This is a genomic window from Vibrio sp. CB1-14, assembly GCF_040412085.2.
GTDB classification, from domain to species: Bacteria; Pseudomonadota; Gammaproteobacteria; order Enterobacterales; family Vibrionaceae; genus Vibrio; species Vibrio chaetopteri.
This window is the reverse complement of sequence record NZ_CP115920.1, coordinates 993,294-1,013,111: the sequence shown is the minus strand read 5'-3', so window position 1 is coordinate 1,013,111 and position 19,818 is coordinate 993,294. Positions and strand designations below refer to the sequence as shown.

Here is a 19,818-nt window from a genome sequence, read left to right as displayed (position 1 = left end):
AATGGCACGCATTATTGTGGTAACGTCGGGTAAAGGCGGCGTAGGTAAGACAACTTCGAGCGCGGCTATCGCATCGGGTCTTGCGCTCAAAGGTAAAAAAACCGCTGTGATCGACTTCGACATCGGTTTACGTAACCTCGACCTAATCATGGGTTGTGAGCGTCGTGTGGTGTATGACTTTGTTAACGTCATCAATGGCGAAGCAACGCTAAACCAAGCACTGATTAAAGATAAGCGCACTGACAACCTCTTCATTCTGCCTGCCTCACAAACTCGTGACAAAGACGCTCTGACCAAAGAAGGCGTGCGCCGCGTGCTAGACGACCTAGATGAAATGGGTTTCGACTTCGTGATTTGTGATTCACCTGCGGGTATTGAACAAGGCGCTCTAATGGCGCTGTACTTCGCTGATGAAGCGATTGTAACTACTAACCCAGAAGTATCTTCGGTTCGCGATTCAGACCGCATTCTTGGTATTCTTGATTCTAAGTCGCGCCGCGCAGAAAAAGGCAAAGAGCCGGTTAAGCAACATCTGCTACTGACTCGCTACAACCCTGCTCGGGTAACACAAGGCGAAATGCTGTCGGTTGAAGATGTGGAAGAGATCCTTCATATTTCACTGCTTGGCGTGATTCCAGAGAGCCAAGCAGTACTGAATGCCTCAAACAAAGGCGTGCCAGTCATATTTGATGATGAGTCTGATGCCGGTATGGCGTACTCAGACACCGTTGACCGTCTACTAGGTGAGCAAGTCGACTTCCGCTTCTTAACAGAGCAGAAGAAAGGTATCTTCAAACGTCTATTCGGGGGGTAAGCTATGTCTTTACTTGAGTTTTTCCGCCCACAGAAGAAGACCTCAGCAAACCTAGCGAAAGAACGTTTGCAAATCATTGTTGCAGAGAGACGCAGTGAAGGCTCACCTTCTCCGTCTTACTTGCCACAACTAAAAGAAGACATCCTTAAAGTGATCGCTAAGTACGTCGACGTTGATCCGTCTATGGTGGATCTGTCGTTCGAACACAAAGACGATGACATTTCGGTTCTAGAGCTCAACGTGCAGCTTCCAGAAGACGACAAATAAACATTAAAAAGGCTCGCAGTTGCGAGCCTTTTGTTATCACTAGCGCTTTAAACTTGTGTCCGTGGTGATTAAACGTCCATCACCTGGTCAAGCTGACGACCAAACAACTCCAATCGCCAACCTTGCATCACATCCGGCAGCTTGGCAGGATCGCGCTGATGCTTCCACACCCAAGATAAATACTGATTTAGCTGCTTTTTAGACGCTAAAAACTCAGTCGCTAAACCGCTGTGCTGGGCGGCCTTTTTCACTTCATCTTTCAGTGTTTTAAAGACTTGTTTGTAGCCAGGGAAGTCCATGAGACGTTCGATTTTCTCTGGGAAATCTTCTTCAGGTGTTTGCTGTGCATGTTTAACGATGGCTGCGATACGCTCACCGTGACGGCGGATCGCTCTTGGGTCGATACCCTCTTGTTCCATCTGCTTTGGCTTTTTTAAGCCATGACGGGCAACCGTCCACAGCTCTTGCTCTTTGATGATAAAGTTCAAGGCCAAGTCACGCTTTATCGCTTCATTCAAGCGCCAAGTCGCCAGCGGCTTTAGTACAGCAAGCTGCTTACGCTTAAGCTGCCATGCCCCTTTAATATCTAGGTAGGCATTCTCAGGGTTAGGCGTTCTGCCGCGCTTTTGCATCAACAGTTCAGATTCTTGCTGCGCCGCTTCCCACCATTGCTTAGCTTCCACTTTTGCAAACAACTTAAAGTAGAGTGGCCATAGATAGTAAACATCGGCCGCCGCATAGTCGAGCTGCTTATCGGTGAGTGGACGCGCAACCCAGTCAGCACGAGACTCACTCTTATCAAGCTCTACATCAAGGTACTCTTGTACTAAGGCAGCGAAGCCTGTCGACAGACCATACCCCAAGAATGCGGCCATGATCTGCGTATCCACCATAGGGTAAGGCATGCAGTTGAAACTGTTAGCAAACACTTCAAGGTCTTCACCACACGCGTGCAGCACCTTCAATACTGAAGTGTCTTTAAGAAGCTCAATGAACGGAGTGAAGTCACTGATTGTGAGTGGGTCGATAAGAGACAGCTGGTCACCATCATAAAGCTGAATCAAACCCAGCTTTGGGTAATAAGTACGAATGCGCACGAACTCGGTGTCCAACATCACGACATCGGATTCACGAGCCTTGCTGCATACCGACTCTAGCTCGGCAAACTCTGTTACTATTTGGTATTCCACTCAATCTCTCTTCATAAAAAATGCCAGCTTTGCGGGCTGGCATTTTAGCACTGATTGTAATCAAACGTTAACTTAAACTGTCTTCTCTGAGGTCTTGAGCAGTTTTGCGTCGTTTTCTTCGCGTAATACGCGGCGTAGAATCTTACCGACATTAGTCTTGGGTAGATCCTCTCTAAATTCAACACGTTTCGGGATCTTATAACCCGTTAGATGCTGACGACAGTGTTCGATGATCTCTTCTTTGGTTAAAGAGTTATCCTTCTTGACCACGAAGATCTTAACGAGCTCTCCAGAGGCCTCGTTAGCTTCACCGATAGCCGCCACTTCAAGTACCTTGTCGTTAAGCGCCACGACATCTTCGATTTCATTTGGATAGACGTTAAAGCCTGAAACCAAAATCATGTCTTTCTTACGGTCAACAATGTGCAAGAAGCCATCGTTATCAAACTCAACGATATCGCCTGTCGACAACCAACCCTCTTGATTGATCACTTCTTTTGTCGCTTCAGCACGCTGCCAGTAGCCTTGCATGACTTGCGGGCCACGAACTTGCAGCTCACCTTTACCGTCACCCTCCACTGGGTTGCCGTCTTCATCGACAATGCGCACTTCTGTTGATGGTACCGGTAGGCCAATAGAGCCATTGTATTCCGTTAAATCGTGCGGGTATGCTGCAACCAATGGTGAACACTCGGTGAGACCATAACCTTCCAGTAGGAAGCAGCCTGTGGTCTTTTTCCACTGCTCTGCAACCGCTCGCTGGACTGCCATACCACCACCCACTGATAAACGAAGACCACGGAAATCCAGCTCATGGAAATCTTCATTATTAATCAACGCATTAAACAGGGTGTTTACACCCGTAATCGCAGTAAATGGGTATTTTTGCAGCTCCTTGATGAAGCCTGGAATATCACGCGGGTTGGTGATAAGCAGGTTTTGTCCGCCCATCTCGACAAACAGTAAGCAGTTCACCGTCAGTGCGAACACGTGGTATAGCGGCAGTGCTGTGACTACTAGCTCACGCCCCTCATTCAACACTGGCGCGTACATGCCTTTCGCCTGCATCACGTTAGCAATCATGTTTCGGTGTGTCAGAATCGCCCCTTTTGCAACACCTGTGGTACCACCTGTGTATTGCAAGAAGGCAATATCGTCACCCGTCATAAACGGCTTCACGTATTGCAAACGACGACCTTTACTAAGCGCTTTCTTAAATGAAATCGCTCCTGGCAAATCATACTTAGGTACCATGCCTTTTACGTACTTAACCACGAAATCAACAATCGTACCCTTCGCGGTCGGCAGCATCTGACCAAGGCTTGTCAGTACTACGTGCTTGATCGGCGTTTTATCAACGACTTGCTCAAGCGTATTGGCAAAGTTTGAAACAATAACGATGGCTTTCGCATCGGCATCATTCAATTGGTGCTCAAGCTCACGCGGCGTGTAAAGAGGGTTCACATTCACGGCGATAAGGCCAGCACGTAACACACCAAATAGCGCGATTGGGTATTGCAGCAGGTTTGGCATCATGATCGCAACGCGATCGCCTTTTTGCAGTTTTAGCTCATTTTGCAGATACGCTGCAAACGCTCGGCTACGCTCTTCCAGTTTGCGGAATGTCATTACCGAACCCATATTCACGAACGCAGGTTGGTCTGCATATTTGTGAATCGATTGTTCGAACATTTCGACTAGAGAGAGGTACTGATCAGGATTGATTTGCTCAGGCACATCGCTTGGGTATCGAGAAAGCCAAGGTTTATCCACAATTCTACTCCTTGCGTGTAAGGTCACTCTTTCGTTTCATAGGCAGAACTTAGTGTTGTTTTAAAATATTGTTAACACTTTATGGGACTATGAATGTTTTATTATTCCTGCTATTACAACACAGCAGACCAGTTAGCGCACGAAAGACTCAAACACTTGTTTAATTTTTGTTAACTCGTCCAAGTATTAGTTCAAATACCTGCTCAGGTGATTCCAAATGGCAATGGTGATCACCCTCTACCATCTCAATCTGCGCGTTACGAAGCGGCTGCAAACACTCAGGGCGCTGCAAATAAGCGTAACCTCGCTGGCCAAGTATTATCAGGTGCGGCACGGTGACTGCTTCCATAATCGCCATGGCTTGCGGCTCGCTCATCCGATAGACTGACTCGCATTTGAGCTTACTATCATGTCGCCAGACCCACTTATCTCCCGACTGACGAAGATCTCGTTCGACAATCGGCAGTACCGCTTCGGTTGGGAGTTTGGTCGCGCGTTTACGCATCGCAATCGCATCTTGTTTTGAAGGGATGGATTTGGCTGTTTTATTTCGCCAGCGCTCTCGGCTTTCTATGCCTTTTCTCAAACGCTCAGGACTCAGCTGCGGCGATTCCGAAAGTGGGATATGCGCTTCGATTTGAACTAAACAGGACACTTTTTCTGGAAAGGCTGCACTATAGCAACTCGCAATCAATGCACCAAGTGAATGACCAACTAGGCAGACATCAACCGCGTGAAGTTTAACCAAAATGCGGTGAAGATCGTCAATGTAATCGTGAAAGTTGTAAAAGTGATGCGCGCTTTTATGGCTCGAGTGACCATGACCGGGTAAATCAATCGCGATGACTCGCCAATCAGGGGCATACTGCTCAATAAGCGGAAAGAGTGCGTGAAAACTAGCGGCATTATCCATCCAACCATGAATAAAAACGACCGTCTTGGCGGCCGTTTTTATTGTTGAGCGTTCAAGGTAGGCAACCGTTCTGTCATCTATCTTGAGCGACTGTTCTTTGAAACTAGAGTCCAATCCTACTTCAACCTCTTTGATGACTCTGCCGGTACTTGGTCCGCCATGATAATAGAAGCCGTCACAATAGTAGCCCCAACAAGAGTTATAGCCGCCAAAATCTCGGTTGATGATTAGGCGCTCTTCAACACGCCACAAGTAATTACCATACGCTTTGATAACAGGGAAATCACCTTCGTACTCGCCAATTTTACCGCGCTCAAGCCCCTCTTTATGACCACCGACTGTGATTAGACGTCCTTGAGCATAAGTAATCGGATCGACGAAGCCGTCGACATAGGCAATAAAGCGGCCATTAGGCTCTTCACTGATGTCAGGTTTTCCGTACTTATCGATTGGAAGGTTGACCACCTCGATGCGCGTTCTATCAGCGAGGTTTTTTACCGTATCAATAACACCGCCTAAGCGGACTTCGGTGTTGTCTTTGGTATCCATGACACCTTGATAAGTCGCGACGACGCTCTCATTGTTGGTCGCTAACGTGTCAGGAAGACTGCCACACGCACTCAAAACGGCACTTAGTGCCATAATACTGCTGAGTTTCAGAAGTGTTTTCATAACTGGGTGTACCCTAATTGAAGCAAGTTGGCTCTAAGGCAATTTCGTCTTAAAGCAATTTCGCCTTAAAGCAAATAACTCTTATTATCATATATAGATATCGACACCAAGCAACTGTTGGAGTTCCTCGCGCTTGGCTCGATTCATGACATTCATATACTCTTCCAGTGCCTTCTTCGATCGGCCTTCCGGAAGATCATACTGAACCTGAGCCTTGTCCATGTCAGCGTCGGATAAGTGTTTGACCGAGTGCGCCACCGCTTGAGCGACTTTGGTGACCTGGGTAGATTGGTTTGTTGATTGCGAAGATTGAGACGTGGAGGCTTTCGACACTGCCTTTTTTGCATTGGCTTTTTGTGTCTTACGCGAGTTGGGTATGGAAGGTAAGCCATTTATCGAAACCATAGTCTAGTCGGGCTAGCGATCTACTAGCTAGCCCTCTCCTTGATTACTCTCTGCCCGGCAGCTTTTTCCAAGCTACGGTATCGCGCAGATACACTGGGCTGGCTTCTTCTGCTGGAACAGTATTGCCCTTTGCCAGTTCAAACTGAGCAAGATAAGCAATATCTTGCGCTTCTGGGAACTGAACCTGTGATGCTTCAGTGTCGATAGCTAAGGTTGATAGCGTTTCTGCGTATGCTTCCCAACCCGTGCCTGCAGTTAGCCAAGTGTGCTCATCTTTCTCTAGGTTCTCAGCTAGCACGCTCGGCGGAACGACTTGCTCTTGATCCACGTCCTGCCAATCACCAGACTCAAGACGCTCAAAGCGTCCCCAATACACCTCGTTCATGCGAGCATCAATCGCACTTGCGACCGTTGTTGCGCCGCCAACACGATAAGCGCCTTGCGCCATCGCTTTTAGCGTCGAAATGCCAATCATTGGCAAATCAGCACCAAAGCCTAAACCTTGCGCGATGCCAATACAGATACGCACACCAGTGAAACTACCTGGGCCGCGAGCAAAGGCCAACGCATCCAGTTCAGCCAGTGTCAGACCGGCTTCTTTCAACAGCTCATCCACCATTGGCAGTACTTTTTTAGTGTGGTCACGTGGAGCAAGTTCACTGCGTGCGTAAGTGGTGTCACCCACAAGTAAAGCCACTGAGCAATTTTCGGTTGCGGTATCGATCGCGAGTATTTTGTAAGTCATTTATTTCTCAATTTGTTCTTCTGTCGCTTCAGGCGCCATATCCTGAGCTAAAAACTGTTTTATTACACCAAGATCACGAGTGCGTGGGATCGGCGGCAAACTGGATAAAAAGGTCGCACCATACTCGCGCGTCACCAATCGGTTATCGCAGATAATGAGTGCCCCTCGGTCTTTCTGGTCGCGAATCAAGCGCCCCACGCCCTGTTTCAGGGTAATCACCGCATCGGGTATTTGTACCTGCTGGAACGGGTCGCCACCTTGCAGTTTACAATCTTCGATCCGAGCTTTAAGCAAGGGATCATCGGGTGCGGTAAACGGTAATTTGTCGATGATAACACAGCTCAAGGTGTCACCTCTAACATCTATTCCTTCCCAAAAAGCCCCTGTCGCTACCAGCAGTGCGTTACCAAGCTCCATAAACTCTGCCAGCGTTTTTTGCTTGCTGGTTTCACCCTGAAGCAAGACAGGCAGTGACAAGGTTTCACGAAACTTCTCCCCCAGCTCACGCATCATGCTGTGTGAGGTACACAAAAAGAAGCATCGTCCTTGGTTTTGCTCAATCACGGGCGCCAACATACTCACCAACTTATTAGCGAGTCCCGGACTGTTTGGCTCCGGTAAATAACGCGGCACACAGAGCCTTGCTTGCTCTGGATAATCAAACGGACTCGGCAGAGAAAACTGCTGCTTAGGTACTAAGCCGAGACGCGACGTGAAATGCCCAAAATCATCAGAAACTGCGAGGGTTGCCGAGGTGAATATCCACGCGCCACCTTTCATTTCGACCTGCTCATGGAACTTATCCGCGACGGTCAGCGGCGTGATATGTAGGCTGAAATGTCGCGGAGAGGTGTCATACCAATAGGAATAACCGGTAATCGTCACATCACAAACACGCTCTAAGCGCCCTTTGATTAAGTTGGCACGTTCGAACGCGGTATCCAGGAGCTGACTGCGGCCTAAGGCCAGCTTTAGCACCTCAATGACAAATTCCAGTGCGTCCATCAAGCGTTCCATTTCTCGCTTGATGTTCGGCGATGCAATGGCGTCACGCCAGTTGCCTCGAAATCCAGTGTCACCTAGGATGATTCGCATCTCCATCGCCGCTTGCGATAGGCGTTCTCCCGCTTTTTGTAGCTGACGCATGTCACGCGCTTCGGTGCGATAACCTATCTCGATGTCTTTGCACAAATCCTGAATTTGGCGACTCGATATGGACTGACCGAAATATTGGCTGGCGATGTCTGGGATCTGATGTGCTTCGTCAAAGATAAATACGTCGGCTTCAGGGATAAGCTCGCCAAATCCGGTCTCTTTGATGGCTAAATCTGCCATAAAAAGATGGTGGTTCACCACCACAACATCAGAATCAAGCGCGCGCCGCCTTGCTTTGAGCACAAAGCAATCTTCATAGCTTGGACACTCTTTACCTAGGCAATTGTCATTGGTTGATGTGATCGTTGGAATAATCGGGCTGTCTTCAGCGATAGCGTCACACTCACCCAGGTCTCCAGACTTGGTTTCCGATGACCAGGAACGCACTTTCACCAGTTGTGATAGCAAATCGGTCTGAGTTTCAGTGGTATGACTCTCCACCATTTGGCGGCTCAGTCTATCAAGGCACAAATAGTTAGAGCGACCTTTCAGCAGTGATACTTGTCCATGAAAACCCAGCGCTTCGACCATCAAGGGTAAATCACGGTGAAACAACTGCTCTTGAAGGTTCTTCGAGCCAGTACTAATGATGGTTTTCTTGCCACTGAGCAGCGCTGGAACCAAATAGGCAAATGTCTTACCCGTCCCCGTTCCTGCTTCAACCACCAACTGGGTTTGATGTTCAATCGCCTGTTCGACGGCGTTCGCCATATCGAGCTGAGGTTGACGAGGCTGAAAACCCGGAATAACCGAGCCAAGCGCGCCATCGGAGGCGAAAGCTTTGTTGATTGTACGTGAACCCATTTGGCACCGCTGATTGCAAACAATTGGCCTAGTATACCCAAACCCTCTGCAGTTCAAAAACTGAAATCAGCCCGCTCAAACTGGTTCTGAAAAGCAAAATGTCTTCTTGCACCCGATAACAATCCTGTTTAGGTCACTTCTTTTGTTGAAACCTTACTCAGAATAGATTAATAATGTCGGTTAGATTGCGTACAACCTTCATAGATCGCACCCAAATTAAATCCTTATATGAGCCCTACACAACTCAATGTTTGTGTCCGCAACAAGCGTTTGAATCGCTAATGAGTCGCTCGTATCGAGGTAACAACAATATTTTCACGGAAGCAGTAAATCATGGAAAAGAAAACCCTTCTCACGCATTGCAGTGATGCACCTGGCCTGATCTCAAAGATCACCAACATCTGTTACAAGCACCAGCTCAATATTATTCACAACAATGAGTTTGTGGATAATACCAGTGGCCATTTCTTTATGCGCACTGAGCTTGAGGGCTACTTCAACGATGAGACCTTCCTTGCTGACCTAGACCACGCGCTTCCAGAAGGCACCAAGCGCAAGCTTGTTGATTCATCTCGTAAACGCGTCGTTATTCTCGTCACCAAAGAAGCACATTGCCTTGGTGATATCTTAATGAAGAACTTTGATGGCAGCTTAGATGTCGACATTGCCGCTGTCATTGGTAACTATGACATTCTTCAAGGCTTAACAGAGAAGTTTGATATCCCATACCACTGCGTCTCTCACGAAGGTCTTAGCCGCGAAGAGCATGAAGCGAAAATGCTCGAAGCCATCGATCAATACGATGCTGACTATCTAGTGCTTGCCAAATACATGCGTGTACTTACTCCGACCTTTGTTGAAAAGTATCACCATAAGATCATCAATATTCACCACAGTTTCTTGCCAGCCTTTATCGGCGCGAAACCTTATCAGCAAGCCTATGACCGCGGCGTTAAAATCATTGGTGCAACGGCACACTTTGTGACAAACGATCTAGACGAAGGACCAATCATCAAGCAGGACGTGATCCCAGTAGATCACAACTTTAGTGCAGCCGATATGGCGCAAGCAGGTCGTGACGTTGAGAAAAACGTATTGTCGAAAGCGCTAAACAAAGCGATTAACGATCACGTGTTCGTCTACGGCAACAAGACGGTTATCTTATAACGAGTTACCTTGTCATGATTCAAAAAAGCCGCCCTCAATAAAATGAGAGCGGCTTTTTTTTGTCTACTGCTAGTAAGAGTCGCCTTTGGAATAGTCCACCTGATAGCCTAAGTCGTCCAGCATCCCCAAAGTCACAGGCCCAATTAGGGTGCCGTTGGCCATGAGTTCTTGACTCATGTTCGGCACAGGCTGCCCATTCTTATCGTAACGTTTTTCGTCCTCACTGCCTTTAGAATCATAGAGATGTCCTCCATCATCGCTGATAGGAAGTTCACGGAAACTGGCTTTATACTGCTCATTGAAACGTTTGACGGCTTGACTATCACGCACCATAAACAGGTTTCCAAGCTGGCTGTCTCGGCGCGTGTAGTCCATGGAATAGGCACCAATGCCAAATACATGTCCCATTTCGTGCAGAATATTGGCGTTGAACTCAACAGGATCAAACCCCGGCTGATACGTATGGCTACCAATAAACACCGAACCTTCGGTGGGAATTAACCGCCAATTGACGTCAATCTCCGCCTCGGGCCCGGCCATCCCATTGGCGTTATCCATTGGGACTACATGAAAATTAATGTCTAGAGTGTGCTGCTCGAGATCATCCACAGCAACGATCACCTCTAGCCAGCGATTCGCTGCAGACAGGTAAGGGGCAATGCGTTCATCCGTCCACTTACTCTTTTTGCCATTATGGCGTATTAGCTGATTACAGAAATTAAGATTGAGTTCTAGATGATCATTGGAAACCGTTCGAGCGGCGCTGCGCTCACAGGGGGCATTATCAAAATCAAACGCCTCAGCATGGCTATTGCTAGTTAAGCTAAGTAGCAATAGCCATGCTGAACCTAATAAAAATGAACGAATAAGTTTCCTTTGCAGCACGCGTCGCTTCCTTCACCACTGAATACTCTATTCAGTGTAGCTTGCTAATGCGTGCTCATCGGTATCAGGCCGTCACAGATGTGTTTAAACTTCAACCAATCATGTCATGATTTATCAGCGTAGTGTAAGGCTCAGAAAAGTCATTACTCTTGCTCAGAAGCCACGATGTTTTTCAAGCTGTGTGGATGTAGCTTGATACATATACCATTGAATTTAAGTGCAACTGTTGGGTTAGCCAATCGCTCCCCTTCGCCTTTCGGGCTCGATAATTTCACTTTCACACCTTGCGCTTTTGCCTTCTCTAGCTGGCTTCCAAATTCAGGAAACTTCGCATACAAGTCTTGCAAAAATGCGTCTGCTGTCTGCGCCTCAGATGGCACCACAAACTCAACATGCTCCCAATCTTCAACTGGATGTGTTTTGCCAATGGCAGGGTACGGCAACTCCAAACACTCGATCGACCAGCCATGACTTGTAATAGGGTTGTCGAATTCCAATACAATAATCGGGCGGCCATTAATTTGCGCCTCAGAGATCACTTTGCCGTAGTCGAGCCATGCGTGATGCGCAGCTTTTGCCAACTCACCATCGTTGATACGTAGCGCAATGTGATCGGCTTGATAAGCAGATAAATCGATAGCTAATAGGCTGCATAAAGCCTGAATATTATCTAGAAAATCATCGATTTTATTCAACATCACAGAAGGCACTAGACCTTTTTCTATCAGGGTTTGTTGCATTTTTTTGTGCTCACTTTGGTCATCAAACGCTAAATAGTAGCAGGATTGAGCTAGAATCAGAAAAAATACAAACTTTCCCCCTAGGTGAGCGGCGCTAAAGTTGCTATTATGTGCGCCAATTTACTAGATTAAATCCAATTCCAAGAATTGAAGCCAAGTTTTGAAGGAAATGCGTGTGAATATCCAAGCACTGATCAACGACAAAGTATCTCAGGCTCTCGAAGCCGCTGGCGCACCTGCAGGCAGTCCTGCGGCTGTTCGCCAATCTGCAAAACCACAGTTTGGTGACTACCAAGCAAACGGTGTAATGGGCGTTGCTAAGAAGTTGGGCACTAATCCACGAGAATTCGCGCAAAAAGTTCTGGACGTTTTGGACCTAGATGGAATTGCTAGCAAAACTGAAATTGCAGGTCCTGGTTTTATCAACATCTTTCTAAGCGAAGAGTTTCTAGCTAAGCAAGCTGACGAAGCGCTTGCAGATGCTCGTCTAGGTGTTGCGACACAAGAGCAACAAACTATCGTTGCTGACTACTCGGCTCCAAACGTTGCTAAAGAAATGCACGTTGGTCACCTTCGTTCAACCATCATCGGTGATGCAGTTGTTCGCACTCTAGAGTTCCTTGGCCACAAGGTTGTTCGTGCTAACCACATCGGTGACTGGGGTACTCAGTTCGGTATGCTTATCGCAAACCTAGAGCGCGTTCAAAAAGAGTCTGGTGAAGTTTCAATGGAGCTTTCTGACCTAGAAGCCTTCTACCGTGAATCGAAAAAGCTTTACGATGAAGACGAAGAATTCGCAGTACGCGCTCGTAACTACGTAGTTAAGCTGCAAAGCGGTGATGAGTTCTGCGCAGAGATGTGGAAGAAACTGGTTGATATCACTATGATTCAAAACCAGCGCAACTACGACCGTCTAAACGTTTCTCTGACTCGCGAAGACGTTATGGGCGAGAGTATGTACAACGACATGCTTCCAGCTATCGTAAAAGATCTTCAAGAAAAAGGCCTAGCGGTTGAAGATGACGGCGCACAAGTAGTATTCCTTGATGAATACAAAAACAAAGATGGTGAGCCAATGGGCGTTATCATCCAAAAACGCGATGGCGGCTTCCTATACACCACTACTGATATCGCATGTGCTAAGTACCGTTACGAGCAACTAGGCGCGGATCGCGTACTTTACTTCATCGATTCACGTCAGCACCAGCACTTACAGCAAGCGTGGACTATCGTTCGCAAAGCAGGCTATGTGCCAGAATCAACGACACTTGAGCACCATGCATTTGGCATGATGCTGGGTAAAGATGGTCGTCCATTCAAGACACGTGCTGGCGGCACTGTTCGTCTTGCGGATCTTCTAGATGAAGCTATCGAGCGTGCAAACGCGCTTATCGAATCGAAGAACCCTGAACTTGCTAGCGAAGAGAAAGCAAACATTGCGAACACGGTTGCAATGGCAGCGGTTAAATACGCAGACCTTTCTAAGCACCGTACCACAGACTACGTGTTCGACTGGGACAACATGCTTGCGTTCGAAGGTAACACCGCACCATACATGCAGTACGCTTACACGCGTGTTGCGTCTGTATTTGCTAAAGCTGGTGTCTCTATGGATGCGCTTACTGGCGACATCAAGATCACTGAAGAAAAAGAGAAAGCACTGGTAGCTAAGCTTCTACAATTTGAAGAAGCGGTTGAGTCAGTGGCTCGTGAAGGTCAGCCTCACATCATGTGTAGCTACCTGTTCGAACTAGCAGGGCAATTCTCTAGCTTCTACGAAGCGTGCCCAATCCTAGTTGCAGAAGACGAAGCTGTGAAGCAAAGCCGTCTACGTCTTGCTGCACTGACTGCTAAGACTATCAAACAAGGTCTTGATCTACTGGGTATCGAGACACTAGAAAGAATGTAATTTGTTGAATTACAGTTCATAATAGAAGGCGAGATGCGTAAGCAACTCGCCTTTTTTGTATCCCTTTTGATGTGAGCAACCGCAATGAGCTTTGAACTGCACCCACAACTAAAAAAAGACACTACCCTACTTGGTGAGTTTCCATTGAGTTTGGCACTACTGCACCGCGACGACTCCGTGCCTTGGGTTATCCTTGTCCCGAAAAAAGCCGATCTAACCGAACTGCACCACCTACCAATGCAAGAGCAGCAACAATTCTTAATTGAGTCGGAAGTGGTAAACCTAGCATTGGAGACACTGTTTACTCCAGACAAGCTCAATTTCGGCGCACTGGGAAATATGGTGCCGCAACTGCATGTTCACCATATTGTAAGATACAAAAATGACTTGGCGTGGCCAGGGCCGCTTTGGGGGAATGCAAAAGGTGAGTATCGCAGCGATGACGAACAGCTAAGTTTGGCTGAACGCATCCAAGCACAACTTTTGAATAGTGAACTATTCAAAAAAGCATAACCGTTCAGGTGTACGTAAGTCTCGCCCAATAAAAAGCTCCGACAGTGTCGGAGCTTTTTGCTATTACATTGTTTTTGAGACTACATTGTTACGCTCAAAGAGAGGCCATCTGCCTGATTCACATGATACCTCACACGAACCACCTGTCCTTTCTTATCACAGTCTTCCGTCCTTGAAAGCTTTCCTTTTCGAATCCAGACCGCAAGCATCGCATCCACACCATCCTCACTAAGAGCAAACTGCTTTGCCAAATCCTGACGACTTACGCCTGGGTCTTCTTCAATGTGTGCTTTCAGCTGGGACAGAATCATACCACTTGGATCTCCAGCTCGGTCTGCTTCTTGCCTTGGCTTTTAAGCAGCTTCCAGACGATGGCACAAATGGCCAAGATAGCGACAATCCACGCTGCGCTGGTCATTGGATGCAGAGCGAAGTGAGTCACTTGGTAGTATAGCGTCGCGCCACCGTAGGCTAGCCCCATAGTCCATACCGCTATAAAGCGTGCGTACTTTTGACCAAACTCTTTAACGTAGGCACCCATCGCTGCCACACATGGCGTGTACAGCAAGATGAAGATGAGGTAAGCAAACGCGGCATTGCTCGTAACAAAATAGCCTTTTAAGTTACCAAAGATAGAACTGTCGACTTCTTGATCTTCTGCCACTGCAGATGAGTCCGACAGGTCACCGACATCGACACCTAGCGGATCTGAGTAGCTAAGGTCTGCCAGGTTTGCTGGAATAGACTCGACTGCTTGCTGCAAGCTAGCAAATAGATCGTACTCACCCTCTTCACCTTCGCTTGAGGTGTAAAGACTATTTAGCGTACCAACCACTGCTTCTTTCGCAAAAATACCGGTAATAATACCAACAGTTGCAGGCCAGTTATCTTGCTGCACACCCATAGGGACAAACACTGGTGTCACCACTTGAGCCGCTTTCGATAGAACGGAGTTTTCGCTGTCTTCGTTACCAAATGAGCCATCAGTACCTACTGAGTTTAGGAAACTTAGGATTGTCACTACCAAAACAATGGTTTTACCTGCGCCCAATACAAAGCGCTTTAGCTTTTGCCATGTTTTGATCATCACGTTTTGGAATGTCGGCAGCTCATAGTCAGGCATCTCCATCACTGGACTATCACTCGAACCTGGGTAGATGGTGTGCTTAAGCACTAAACCTGTGAAAACAGCCGCAACAATACCGAGTAGGTAAAGCGCGAATACCACATTTTGGCCACTGTCTGGGAAAAACGCCGCAGCAAACAGCGCGTAAACCGGAAGTCTAGCGCCACATGACATAAACGGCGCCATAGATGCGGCGAGTTTACGCTCACGCTCTTGGTCTAGCGTACGTGTCGCCATGATAGAAGGCACGTTACAACCGAAGCCAAGTACAAGCGGTACAAACGCTTTACCCGGAAGGCCGATTTTTTGCATCACCTTATCAAGCACAAACGCAGCGCGTGACATGTAGCCAGAACTCTCTAGTACCGCTAGGAATAAATACAGTGCAGCGATCACAGGAATGAAAGTCGCTACCGTTTGGATACCGCCGCCAACGCCATCAGCAATAAGCGTCACTAACCAAACCGGTAAATGGTCATCAAGAAGGTAGTGTCCACCATCAACCAGCAGGGCACCGACACCGATATCAAAGAAATCGATGAAAGCACTACCTATGTTGATAGAGAACATGAACATGAGATACATGACCACGAAGAAAAAAGGAACGCCAACATACTTATTCAGAATAAAGCCATCGACTTTTTCCGTGAAGCTACGGCTCAGCTTACCTTCACTGCGACGCAGTTTCTTACACTGCTCATGTAGATAGGTATATTTGGTGTCAGCAACTTGCAGGTCAATATCCACACCAGTTTGATTGCCCGCTAGCACGATTTCATCTCTTTGCTCTGACGATAGTGCATTAAGCACCATTACGTCATTTTCTAGGCCGCGAATAGCCAGCGCACGTGGGCTTACTGATTCTGAAACAAAGATAGGTTCTACTTGAGCAATCGCCTGCTCCATCTCCGCGCCATAATTGATGCTCAGTGCGTCGAGGGTCAGCCCTTGAACGACAGTTTTATGCAAACGCTCTTTTAGCGCACGAACCTGATCTTTGTCAGTGGCTGATAGTGTCATCACAGGACAGCCAAGCGCTTTCTCAAGCCCTGCAATGTCTAGCTTAATACGCTCTCTTTTTAGCGCATCCATCTTGTTGAGCACAACCACCATAGGACGGCCAAGCTCGCGAAGCTGAAGGGTCATATAAAGGCTGCGCTCTAGACTCGTTGCATCGACCACATTGATAATCAGATCTGCTGGGTGAGTAAGAACGGCTCGCGATGCTATGGATTCATCGATACTGTTGCCATCGTTACCGCTATCAAGCGCGTAAATTCCTGGCAAGTCAGTCAACTCGAAATGATCACCAGCATGACTGTATTGACCCGTTTTCTTTTCAACGGTCACACCCGCCCAGTTACCCACTTGCTGTTTGGCACCGGTTAACCCATTGAACAAGGTTGTTTTACCGCTGTTGGGATTACCTACAGTAAGAATGGTGTAGTTCATTATGCAGGCTCCACTTCGATTGATTGTGCAATAGCTTGGCGAACAGCCAGCGAAACACCACGCACTTCAATTTGCAATGGATCGCCCATTGGGGCACGTCGAATCACTGTTACTTCTGTATTCGGCAATAACCCCATTACCATCAATTTTTTACGGACATCATTCGATAGTCCTGTCAACGCAGTGATCTTTCCACTGCTTCCGATGTTCAAATCAGCAAGCTTCATCTTATTCACCCAAATTATGATTGGTAATGAGAAATATTAACATTAACAGTAATTCTAAAGGCGTAACCTTATTTTCCGCATTGCGCTATGTCAATTTAAACCGGATTGCAAACGTATTATTTGTCAAAATATGTCCGTCAATTACGTCAAAACGTCGACCAAAACGCTATCTTGGTGACAAAACAATGACATAAATGGAATCTGAATAAATATAAAAACATTAAAATACAACAACTTATTACACTATCTATAAAATGGCGCGATCTTCATGGTAAGTTGCCGTTATTTTTATAAGGAAATTAAGTCGAATTACTTATAGTTAATTCCAACAGAGCAACCTGCTCCTGTTAATCGAAATTCCAGAGGTGATGTGGGCGACCATATCACTCCGGCAGCAAGCGAAGGTGTCATTGACACCCGCGGTATGGTCCCCCGGCTATGCCGCGATTTTTTTTGCCTGCGACAAACTGCCCAGCACATTTTCTGCTTATTACTTCCCTGCTCTAATCACTCTTTCCATAAATTCTTTACTGACAACTTTTCGGCTCACAAATCCTCTTTTCACAAATTGTAAATCGCTCCCCCTAACGACATAATTTACTCCTAAGTAACCGGCTGGTGCTTTTCAATACAGAAAAGGAAGTGGTTTTATGTTGACGTTAAATGGGGATGTTGGAGAAAGTTTTGGCCATTGGAACATGGGCAGTGATGCAACGCTCATCCCACTGCTGGATATGGCAAATATCGCTTGTGGCTTTCACGCGTCAGATCCTGAACACATGTCCAAAACCGTCGCATTGTGTCTGAAACACAAGGTCACCATTGGCGCACATCCAGGCTATCCCGACTTACAAGGATTTGGCCGTCGTTCTATGGCAATGGAGAGCAACACGGTTACCCAATTAGTCCTTTATCAGGTAGGGGCGCTTAAAGCGATAGCCGAGCATCAAGGAGGGAAAGTAACTTACATTAAACCTCATGGCGCGCTCTATAACGATATGATGTCCTCGCCTGAGATTTTTAATGCCCTATTGTCAGCAGCACAATCGCTCAGTTTACCTCTAATGGTCTTGGCAACCAGAGAGCATCAACATTATCAAGCGCTAGCGGCAGACAAGGGGGTTTCAGTCATCTTTGAAGGTTTTGCTGACCGCAGTTACCTAAAGTCAGGCCTGCTGGCACCGAGAAGCATGGACAACGCTGTCCTGCATCAGCAGGATCAGATTTTAACTCAAGCCGATGCGTTTATTGCCCGTGCGCCAATTAAAACCCTCGATGGAAAATCGGTAACTCTTACCATTGACACCCTATGCGTTCACGGTGACAACCAAGCGTCAATTGATGTGGCAAAGGCGCTGCGCATCCGAATCGATAGCGCCATAGCAGTAGGTGGAGGTAAACAGTGAGCAAGCCTTTAATATCCCCTGTGGGTGAATCGGCCATCCTGCTTGAGTTTGGTCACAAGATAGACCTTGATTTACCTTTTATCATTGGGCAGTACACAGCCATGATAAAACAAGCCTTTGCCGGAACACTGGTCAACTGCACCCCCTCCTACACGAGCCTCTTGATTGAGTTTCACCCTATATATTGTTCAGCAGAGGCACTTACCCACTATATTCAAAACCTTAATCTTGCTGACAAGCCGCCGCCAAGCAGTGTGGATATAAAAACCCTTCCGACTTATTACGCTCCCAAGGTAGCCCCTGATTTGGAGTCACTTGCTCGGCATTGCTCTCTTAGCGTCGACGAGGTCATAACACTGCATAGCAGCTCAACCTATACCGTTTGTGCGATTGGTTTTACCCCTGGTTTTGCCTTTCTTGCAGAGCTGCCTAAAGCACTGCACATGCCAAGGCATCAAACGCCACGAACTCGAGTACGCAAAGGCAGTGTCGGTATTGCCAACAACCAAACGGCTGTTTACCCCAGTGATACCCCTGGAGGCTGGCAAATCATAGGTAACTGCCCGCTAACTTTATTTGACAAGATCTCGCCAGAACAATCGTTACTAAACATTGGTGACAAAGTGCGGTTCGAGCCGATTGACCACCGCACATTCTTAAGCTTAGGAGGGTAGCAATGAGCGCACTTGTCGTGATCAACGCCGGACACCACGTCACTACGCAAGATTTGGGTCGTCCTAATGCCTCTCATTATGGACTAACACAAGGCGGCGCCGCCGATTGGCATGCGCACTGTTGGGGACAAAAGTTACTGGGTAATCCAATGACGGCGACCAGTCTAGAGATCGTTCTAGGCCGGATTAAGTTTCGTGCCAACCAAGACTTAACCTTGGTACTCACTGGCGCAGATTGTCTAGCGGAAGTCCATTCGCCACAACGCATTGTCGCCAAGCACGTTCAAAGTTGGCGCCCTTTTAGCTTAAAAAAGGGACAAGAGCTGCATCTGAAAGTGCCTCGCAGCGGCTGTCGAAGCTACCTATCCGTATCAGGCGGCTTTGCGATAGAGCCTTTCCTAGGCAGTAGTTCGACAGTGGAGCGCGACGGCGTAGGAGGTTTAAACTCTGGACAACCTCTCGCTTGCGGCGACAGCTTAGCCGTCAACTCTAACTTGCCTGGTCACCCAAACGATCTTCAGCACAAAAATTCGCAACCTATCCCCAGAAGTGCGATCCCAAGCTATGCCGGAGTAAGAACCTTGCACTTACTCCCTTGTTTTCAGTTCCAGCACTTTGATAAAGCACTTAGAGAATTGCTACTAAGCCAAATCTATACCGTGTCTGCGCAGAGCAACCGAATGGGGATAAGGCTAAAATCCAGCGACAGTGAAACCGCTCGACTCACTCAAACTCTACCTTCATTAATCTCTGAGGGGATCCTATCCGGCTCGGTGCAAATACCGCCAGATGGTAACCCCATTATTATGCTTAGCGATCATCAAACCCTAGGTGGCTATCAGAAACTAGGCGTGATTGCCTTTCGTGATTTAGCTAAAGCAGCGCAGCTAAGACCAGGAGAGAAGCTTCGCTTTAAACTCAGCACCTTGCCTCTCGAACGTTTGAAGCAACAGGCATTCTATCGATACTTTGATCTTTAGA

Annotated in this window: 19 protein-coding genes and 1 pseudogene; 8 read left to right on the top strand and 12 right to left on the bottom strand. The window is 47.4% G+C overall.

What is annotated here, in order from left to right:
• Window position 1: 1 nt before the first annotated feature.
• Both minD and minE read left to right on the top strand, forming a co-directional pair.
• Complete coding sequence (gene minD, locus PG915_RS04525; RefSeq protein WP_353498047.1) at window positions 2–814, top strand: septum site-determining protein MinD; 813 nt, start codon at window positions 2–4, stop codon at window positions 812–814.
• Window positions 815–817: 3 nt separating this feature from the next.
• Entirely contained in the window at window positions 818–1,081 is a 264-nt protein-coding gene (gene minE / locus PG915_RS04520) for a cell division topological specificity factor MinE (protein ID WP_353498046.1), read from the top strand.
• Window positions 1,082–1,149: 68 nt separating this feature from the next.
• Here the strand turns inward: minE and rnd are convergent, their stop codons facing one another.
• From rnd to PG915_RS04490, 7 genes and pseudogenes are all read right to left on the bottom strand, one after another.
• The gene (gene rnd / locus PG915_RS04515) at window positions 1,150–2,271 is read right to left on the bottom strand and encodes a ribonuclease D (protein WP_353498045.1); all 1,122 of its coding nucleotides are present in this window, start codon (window positions 2,269–2,271) and stop codon (window positions 1,150–1,152) included.
• Between the two features lie 72 nt (window positions 2,272–2,343).
• On the bottom strand, window positions 2,344–4,044 hold the full coding sequence (gene fadD, locus PG915_RS04510; protein WP_353498044.1) for a long-chain-fatty-acid--CoA ligase FadD: 1,701 nt from the start codon (window positions 4,042–4,044) through the stop codon (window positions 2,344–2,346).
• 160 nt (window positions 4,045–4,204) lie between these two features.
• A complete protein-coding gene (locus tag PG915_RS25090; protein WP_418641685.1) occupies window positions 4,205–5,071 on the bottom strand; it encodes an alpha/beta fold hydrolase in 867 nt (288 codons plus the stop codon).
• A gap of 51 nt (window positions 5,072–5,122) precedes the next feature.
• Window positions 5,123–5,599: pseudogene (locus PG915_RS25085) on the bottom strand (Slp family lipoprotein); the annotation flags it as partial.
• Window positions 5,600–5,716: 117 nt separating this feature from the next.
• Window positions 5,717–6,034, bottom strand: a complete 318-nt coding sequence (locus PG915_RS04500; protein ID WP_353498042.1) for a chromosome partitioning protein ParA — start codon at window positions 6,032–6,034, stop codon at window positions 5,717–5,719.
• A gap of 43 nt (window positions 6,035–6,077) precedes the next feature.
• Window positions 6,078–6,779 carry a tRNA (adenosine(37)-N6)-threonylcarbamoyltransferase complex dimerization subunit type 1 TsaB gene (gene tsaB, locus PG915_RS04495; protein WP_353498041.1) on the bottom strand — a complete coding sequence of 234 codons (702 nt, stop codon included), beginning with the start codon at window positions 6,777–6,779 and terminating at the stop codon, window positions 6,078–6,080.
• Window positions 6,780–8,738 carry an ATP-dependent DNA helicase gene (locus PG915_RS04490; protein WP_353498040.1) on the bottom strand — a complete coding sequence of 653 codons (1,959 nt, stop codon included), beginning with the start codon at window positions 8,736–8,738 and terminating at the stop codon, window positions 6,780–6,782. It abuts the gene before it with no gap.
• A 333-nt stretch (window positions 8,739–9,071) separates the two neighbouring features.
• Between PG915_RS04490 and purU the strand changes: the two genes are divergently transcribed.
• On the top strand, window positions 9,072–9,905 hold the full coding sequence (purU, locus tag PG915_RS04485) for a formyltetrahydrofolate deformylase (protein WP_353498039.1): 834 nt from the start codon (window positions 9,072–9,074) through the stop codon (window positions 9,903–9,905).
• Between the two features lie 69 nt (window positions 9,906–9,974).
• Here purU and PG915_RS04480 read toward each other — a convergent pair whose 3' ends face one another.
• Window positions 9,975–10,790, bottom strand: a complete 816-nt coding sequence (locus PG915_RS04480) for a hypothetical protein (RefSeq protein ID WP_353498038.1) — start codon at window positions 10,788–10,790, stop codon at window positions 9,975–9,977.
• A gap of 143 nt (window positions 10,791–10,933) precedes the next feature.
• Window positions 10,934–11,530, bottom strand: a complete 597-nt coding sequence (locus PG915_RS04475) for a VOC family protein (protein ID WP_353498037.1) — start codon at window positions 11,528–11,530, stop codon at window positions 10,934–10,936.
• Between the two features lie 175 nt (window positions 11,531–11,705).
• Here PG915_RS04475 and argS point away from each other — a divergent pair, with 175 nt between their 5' ends.
• Both argS and PG915_RS04465 read left to right on the top strand, forming a co-directional pair.
• Window positions 11,706–13,439, top strand: coding sequence for an arginine--tRNA ligase (argS, locus tag PG915_RS04470; protein WP_353498036.1), 1,734 nt, complete (start codon window positions 11,706–11,708; stop codon window positions 13,437–13,439).
• A gap of 84 nt (window positions 13,440–13,523) precedes the next feature.
• Window positions 13,524–13,952 (top strand): HIT domain-containing protein, encoded by a 429-nt coding sequence (locus PG915_RS04465; protein ID WP_353498035.1) that lies wholly within the window; start codon window positions 13,524–13,526, stop codon window positions 13,950–13,952.
• Between the two features lie 80 nt (window positions 13,953–14,032).
• On the opposite strand, the gene PG915_RS04460 is transcribed toward PG915_RS04465, so the two are convergent.
• Genes PG915_RS04460 through PG915_RS04450 form a run of 3 tightly spaced genes read right to left on the bottom strand, consistent with a single transcriptional unit; the run spans window position 14,033 to window position 16,757 of the window.
• Window positions 14,033–14,263 carry a FeoC-like transcriptional regulator gene (locus tag PG915_RS04460; RefSeq protein ID WP_353498034.1) on the bottom strand — a complete coding sequence of 77 codons (231 nt, stop codon included), beginning with the start codon at window positions 14,261–14,263 and terminating at the stop codon, window positions 14,033–14,035.
• Window positions 14,260–16,530, bottom strand: a complete 2,271-nt coding sequence (gene feoB, locus PG915_RS04455) for a Fe(2+) transporter permease subunit FeoB (protein ID WP_353498033.1) — start codon at window positions 16,528–16,530, stop codon at window positions 14,260–14,262. The genes PG915_RS04460 and feoB overlap by 4 nt, the downstream gene beginning before the upstream one ends.
• Window positions 16,530–16,757, bottom strand: coding sequence for a FeoA family protein (locus PG915_RS04450; protein ID WP_112480466.1), 228 nt, complete (start codon window positions 16,755–16,757; stop codon window positions 16,530–16,532). Before PG915_RS04450 ends, feoB begins: the two co-directional genes overlap by 1 nt.
• Window positions 16,758–17,407: 650 nt before the next feature.
• On the opposite strand from PG915_RS04450, the gene PG915_RS04445 reads away from it, so the two are divergent.
• The 3 genes from PG915_RS04445 to PG915_RS04435 are packed head-to-tail and all read left to right on the top strand — an operon-like array spanning window position 17,408 to window position 19,817.
• A complete protein-coding gene (locus tag PG915_RS04445) occupies window positions 17,408–18,163 on the top strand; it encodes a 5-oxoprolinase subunit PxpA (protein WP_353498032.1) in 756 nt (251 codons plus the stop codon).
• The gene (gene pxpB, locus PG915_RS04440; protein WP_353498031.1) at window positions 18,160–18,837 is read left to right on the top strand and encodes a 5-oxoprolinase subunit PxpB; all 678 of its coding nucleotides are present in this window, start codon (window positions 18,160–18,162) and stop codon (window positions 18,835–18,837) included. The genes PG915_RS04445 and pxpB overlap by 4 nt, the downstream gene beginning before the upstream one ends.
• A gap of 2 nt (window positions 18,838–18,839) precedes the next feature.
• Window positions 18,840–19,817, top strand: a complete 978-nt coding sequence (locus PG915_RS04435; protein ID WP_353498030.1) for a biotin-dependent carboxyltransferase family protein — start codon at window positions 18,840–18,842, stop codon at window positions 19,815–19,817.
• Window position 19,818: the final 1 nt, after the last annotated feature.

Bases quoted from the DNA above. Each gene is read 5' to 3' on its own strand.
- minD (WP_353498047.1), top strand. From the start codon at position 2: ATGGCACGCATTATTGTGGTAACGTCGGGTAAAGGCGGCGTAGGTAAG.
- minE (WP_353498046.1), top strand. From the start codon at position 818: ATGTCTTTACTTGAGTTTTTCCGCCCACAGAAGAAGACCTCAGCAAAC.
- PG915_RS04500 (WP_353498042.1), bottom strand. From the start codon at position 6,034: ATGGTTTCGATAAATGGCTTACCTTCCATACCCAACTCGCGTAAGACA.
- tsaB (WP_353498041.1), bottom strand. From the start codon at position 6,779: ATGACTTACAAAATACTCGCGATCGATACCGCAACCGAAAATTGCTCA.
- PG915_RS04490 (WP_353498040.1), bottom strand. From the start codon at position 8,738: ATGGGTTCACGTACAATCAACAAAGCTTTCGCCTCCGATGGCGCGCTT.
- purU (WP_353498039.1), top strand. From the start codon at position 9,072: ATGGAAAAGAAAACCCTTCTCACGCATTGCAGTGATGCACCTGGCCTG.
- PG915_RS04475 (WP_353498037.1), bottom strand. From the start codon at position 11,530: ATGCAACAAACCCTGATAGAAAAAGGTCTAGTGCCTTCTGTGATGTTG.
- PG915_RS04465 (WP_353498035.1), top strand. From the start codon at position 13,524: ATGAGCTTTGAACTGCACCCACAACTAAAAAAAGACACTACCCTACTT.
- PG915_RS04460 (WP_353498034.1), bottom strand. From the start codon at position 14,263: ATGATTCTGTCCCAGCTGAAAGCACACATTGAAGAAGACCCAGGCGTA.
- feoB (WP_353498033.1), bottom strand. From the start codon at position 16,530: ATGAACTACACCATTCTTACTGTAGGTAATCCCAACAGCGGTAAAACA.
- PG915_RS04450 (WP_112480466.1), bottom strand. From the start codon at position 16,757: ATGAAGCTTGCTGATTTGAACATCGGAAGCAGTGGAAAGATCACTGCG.
- PG915_RS04445 (WP_353498032.1), top strand. From the start codon at position 17,408: ATGTTGACGTTAAATGGGGATGTTGGAGAAAGTTTTGGCCATTGGAAC.
- PG915_RS04435 (WP_353498030.1), top strand. From the start codon at position 18,840: ATGAGCGCACTTGTCGTGATCAACGCCGGACACCACGTCACTACGCAA.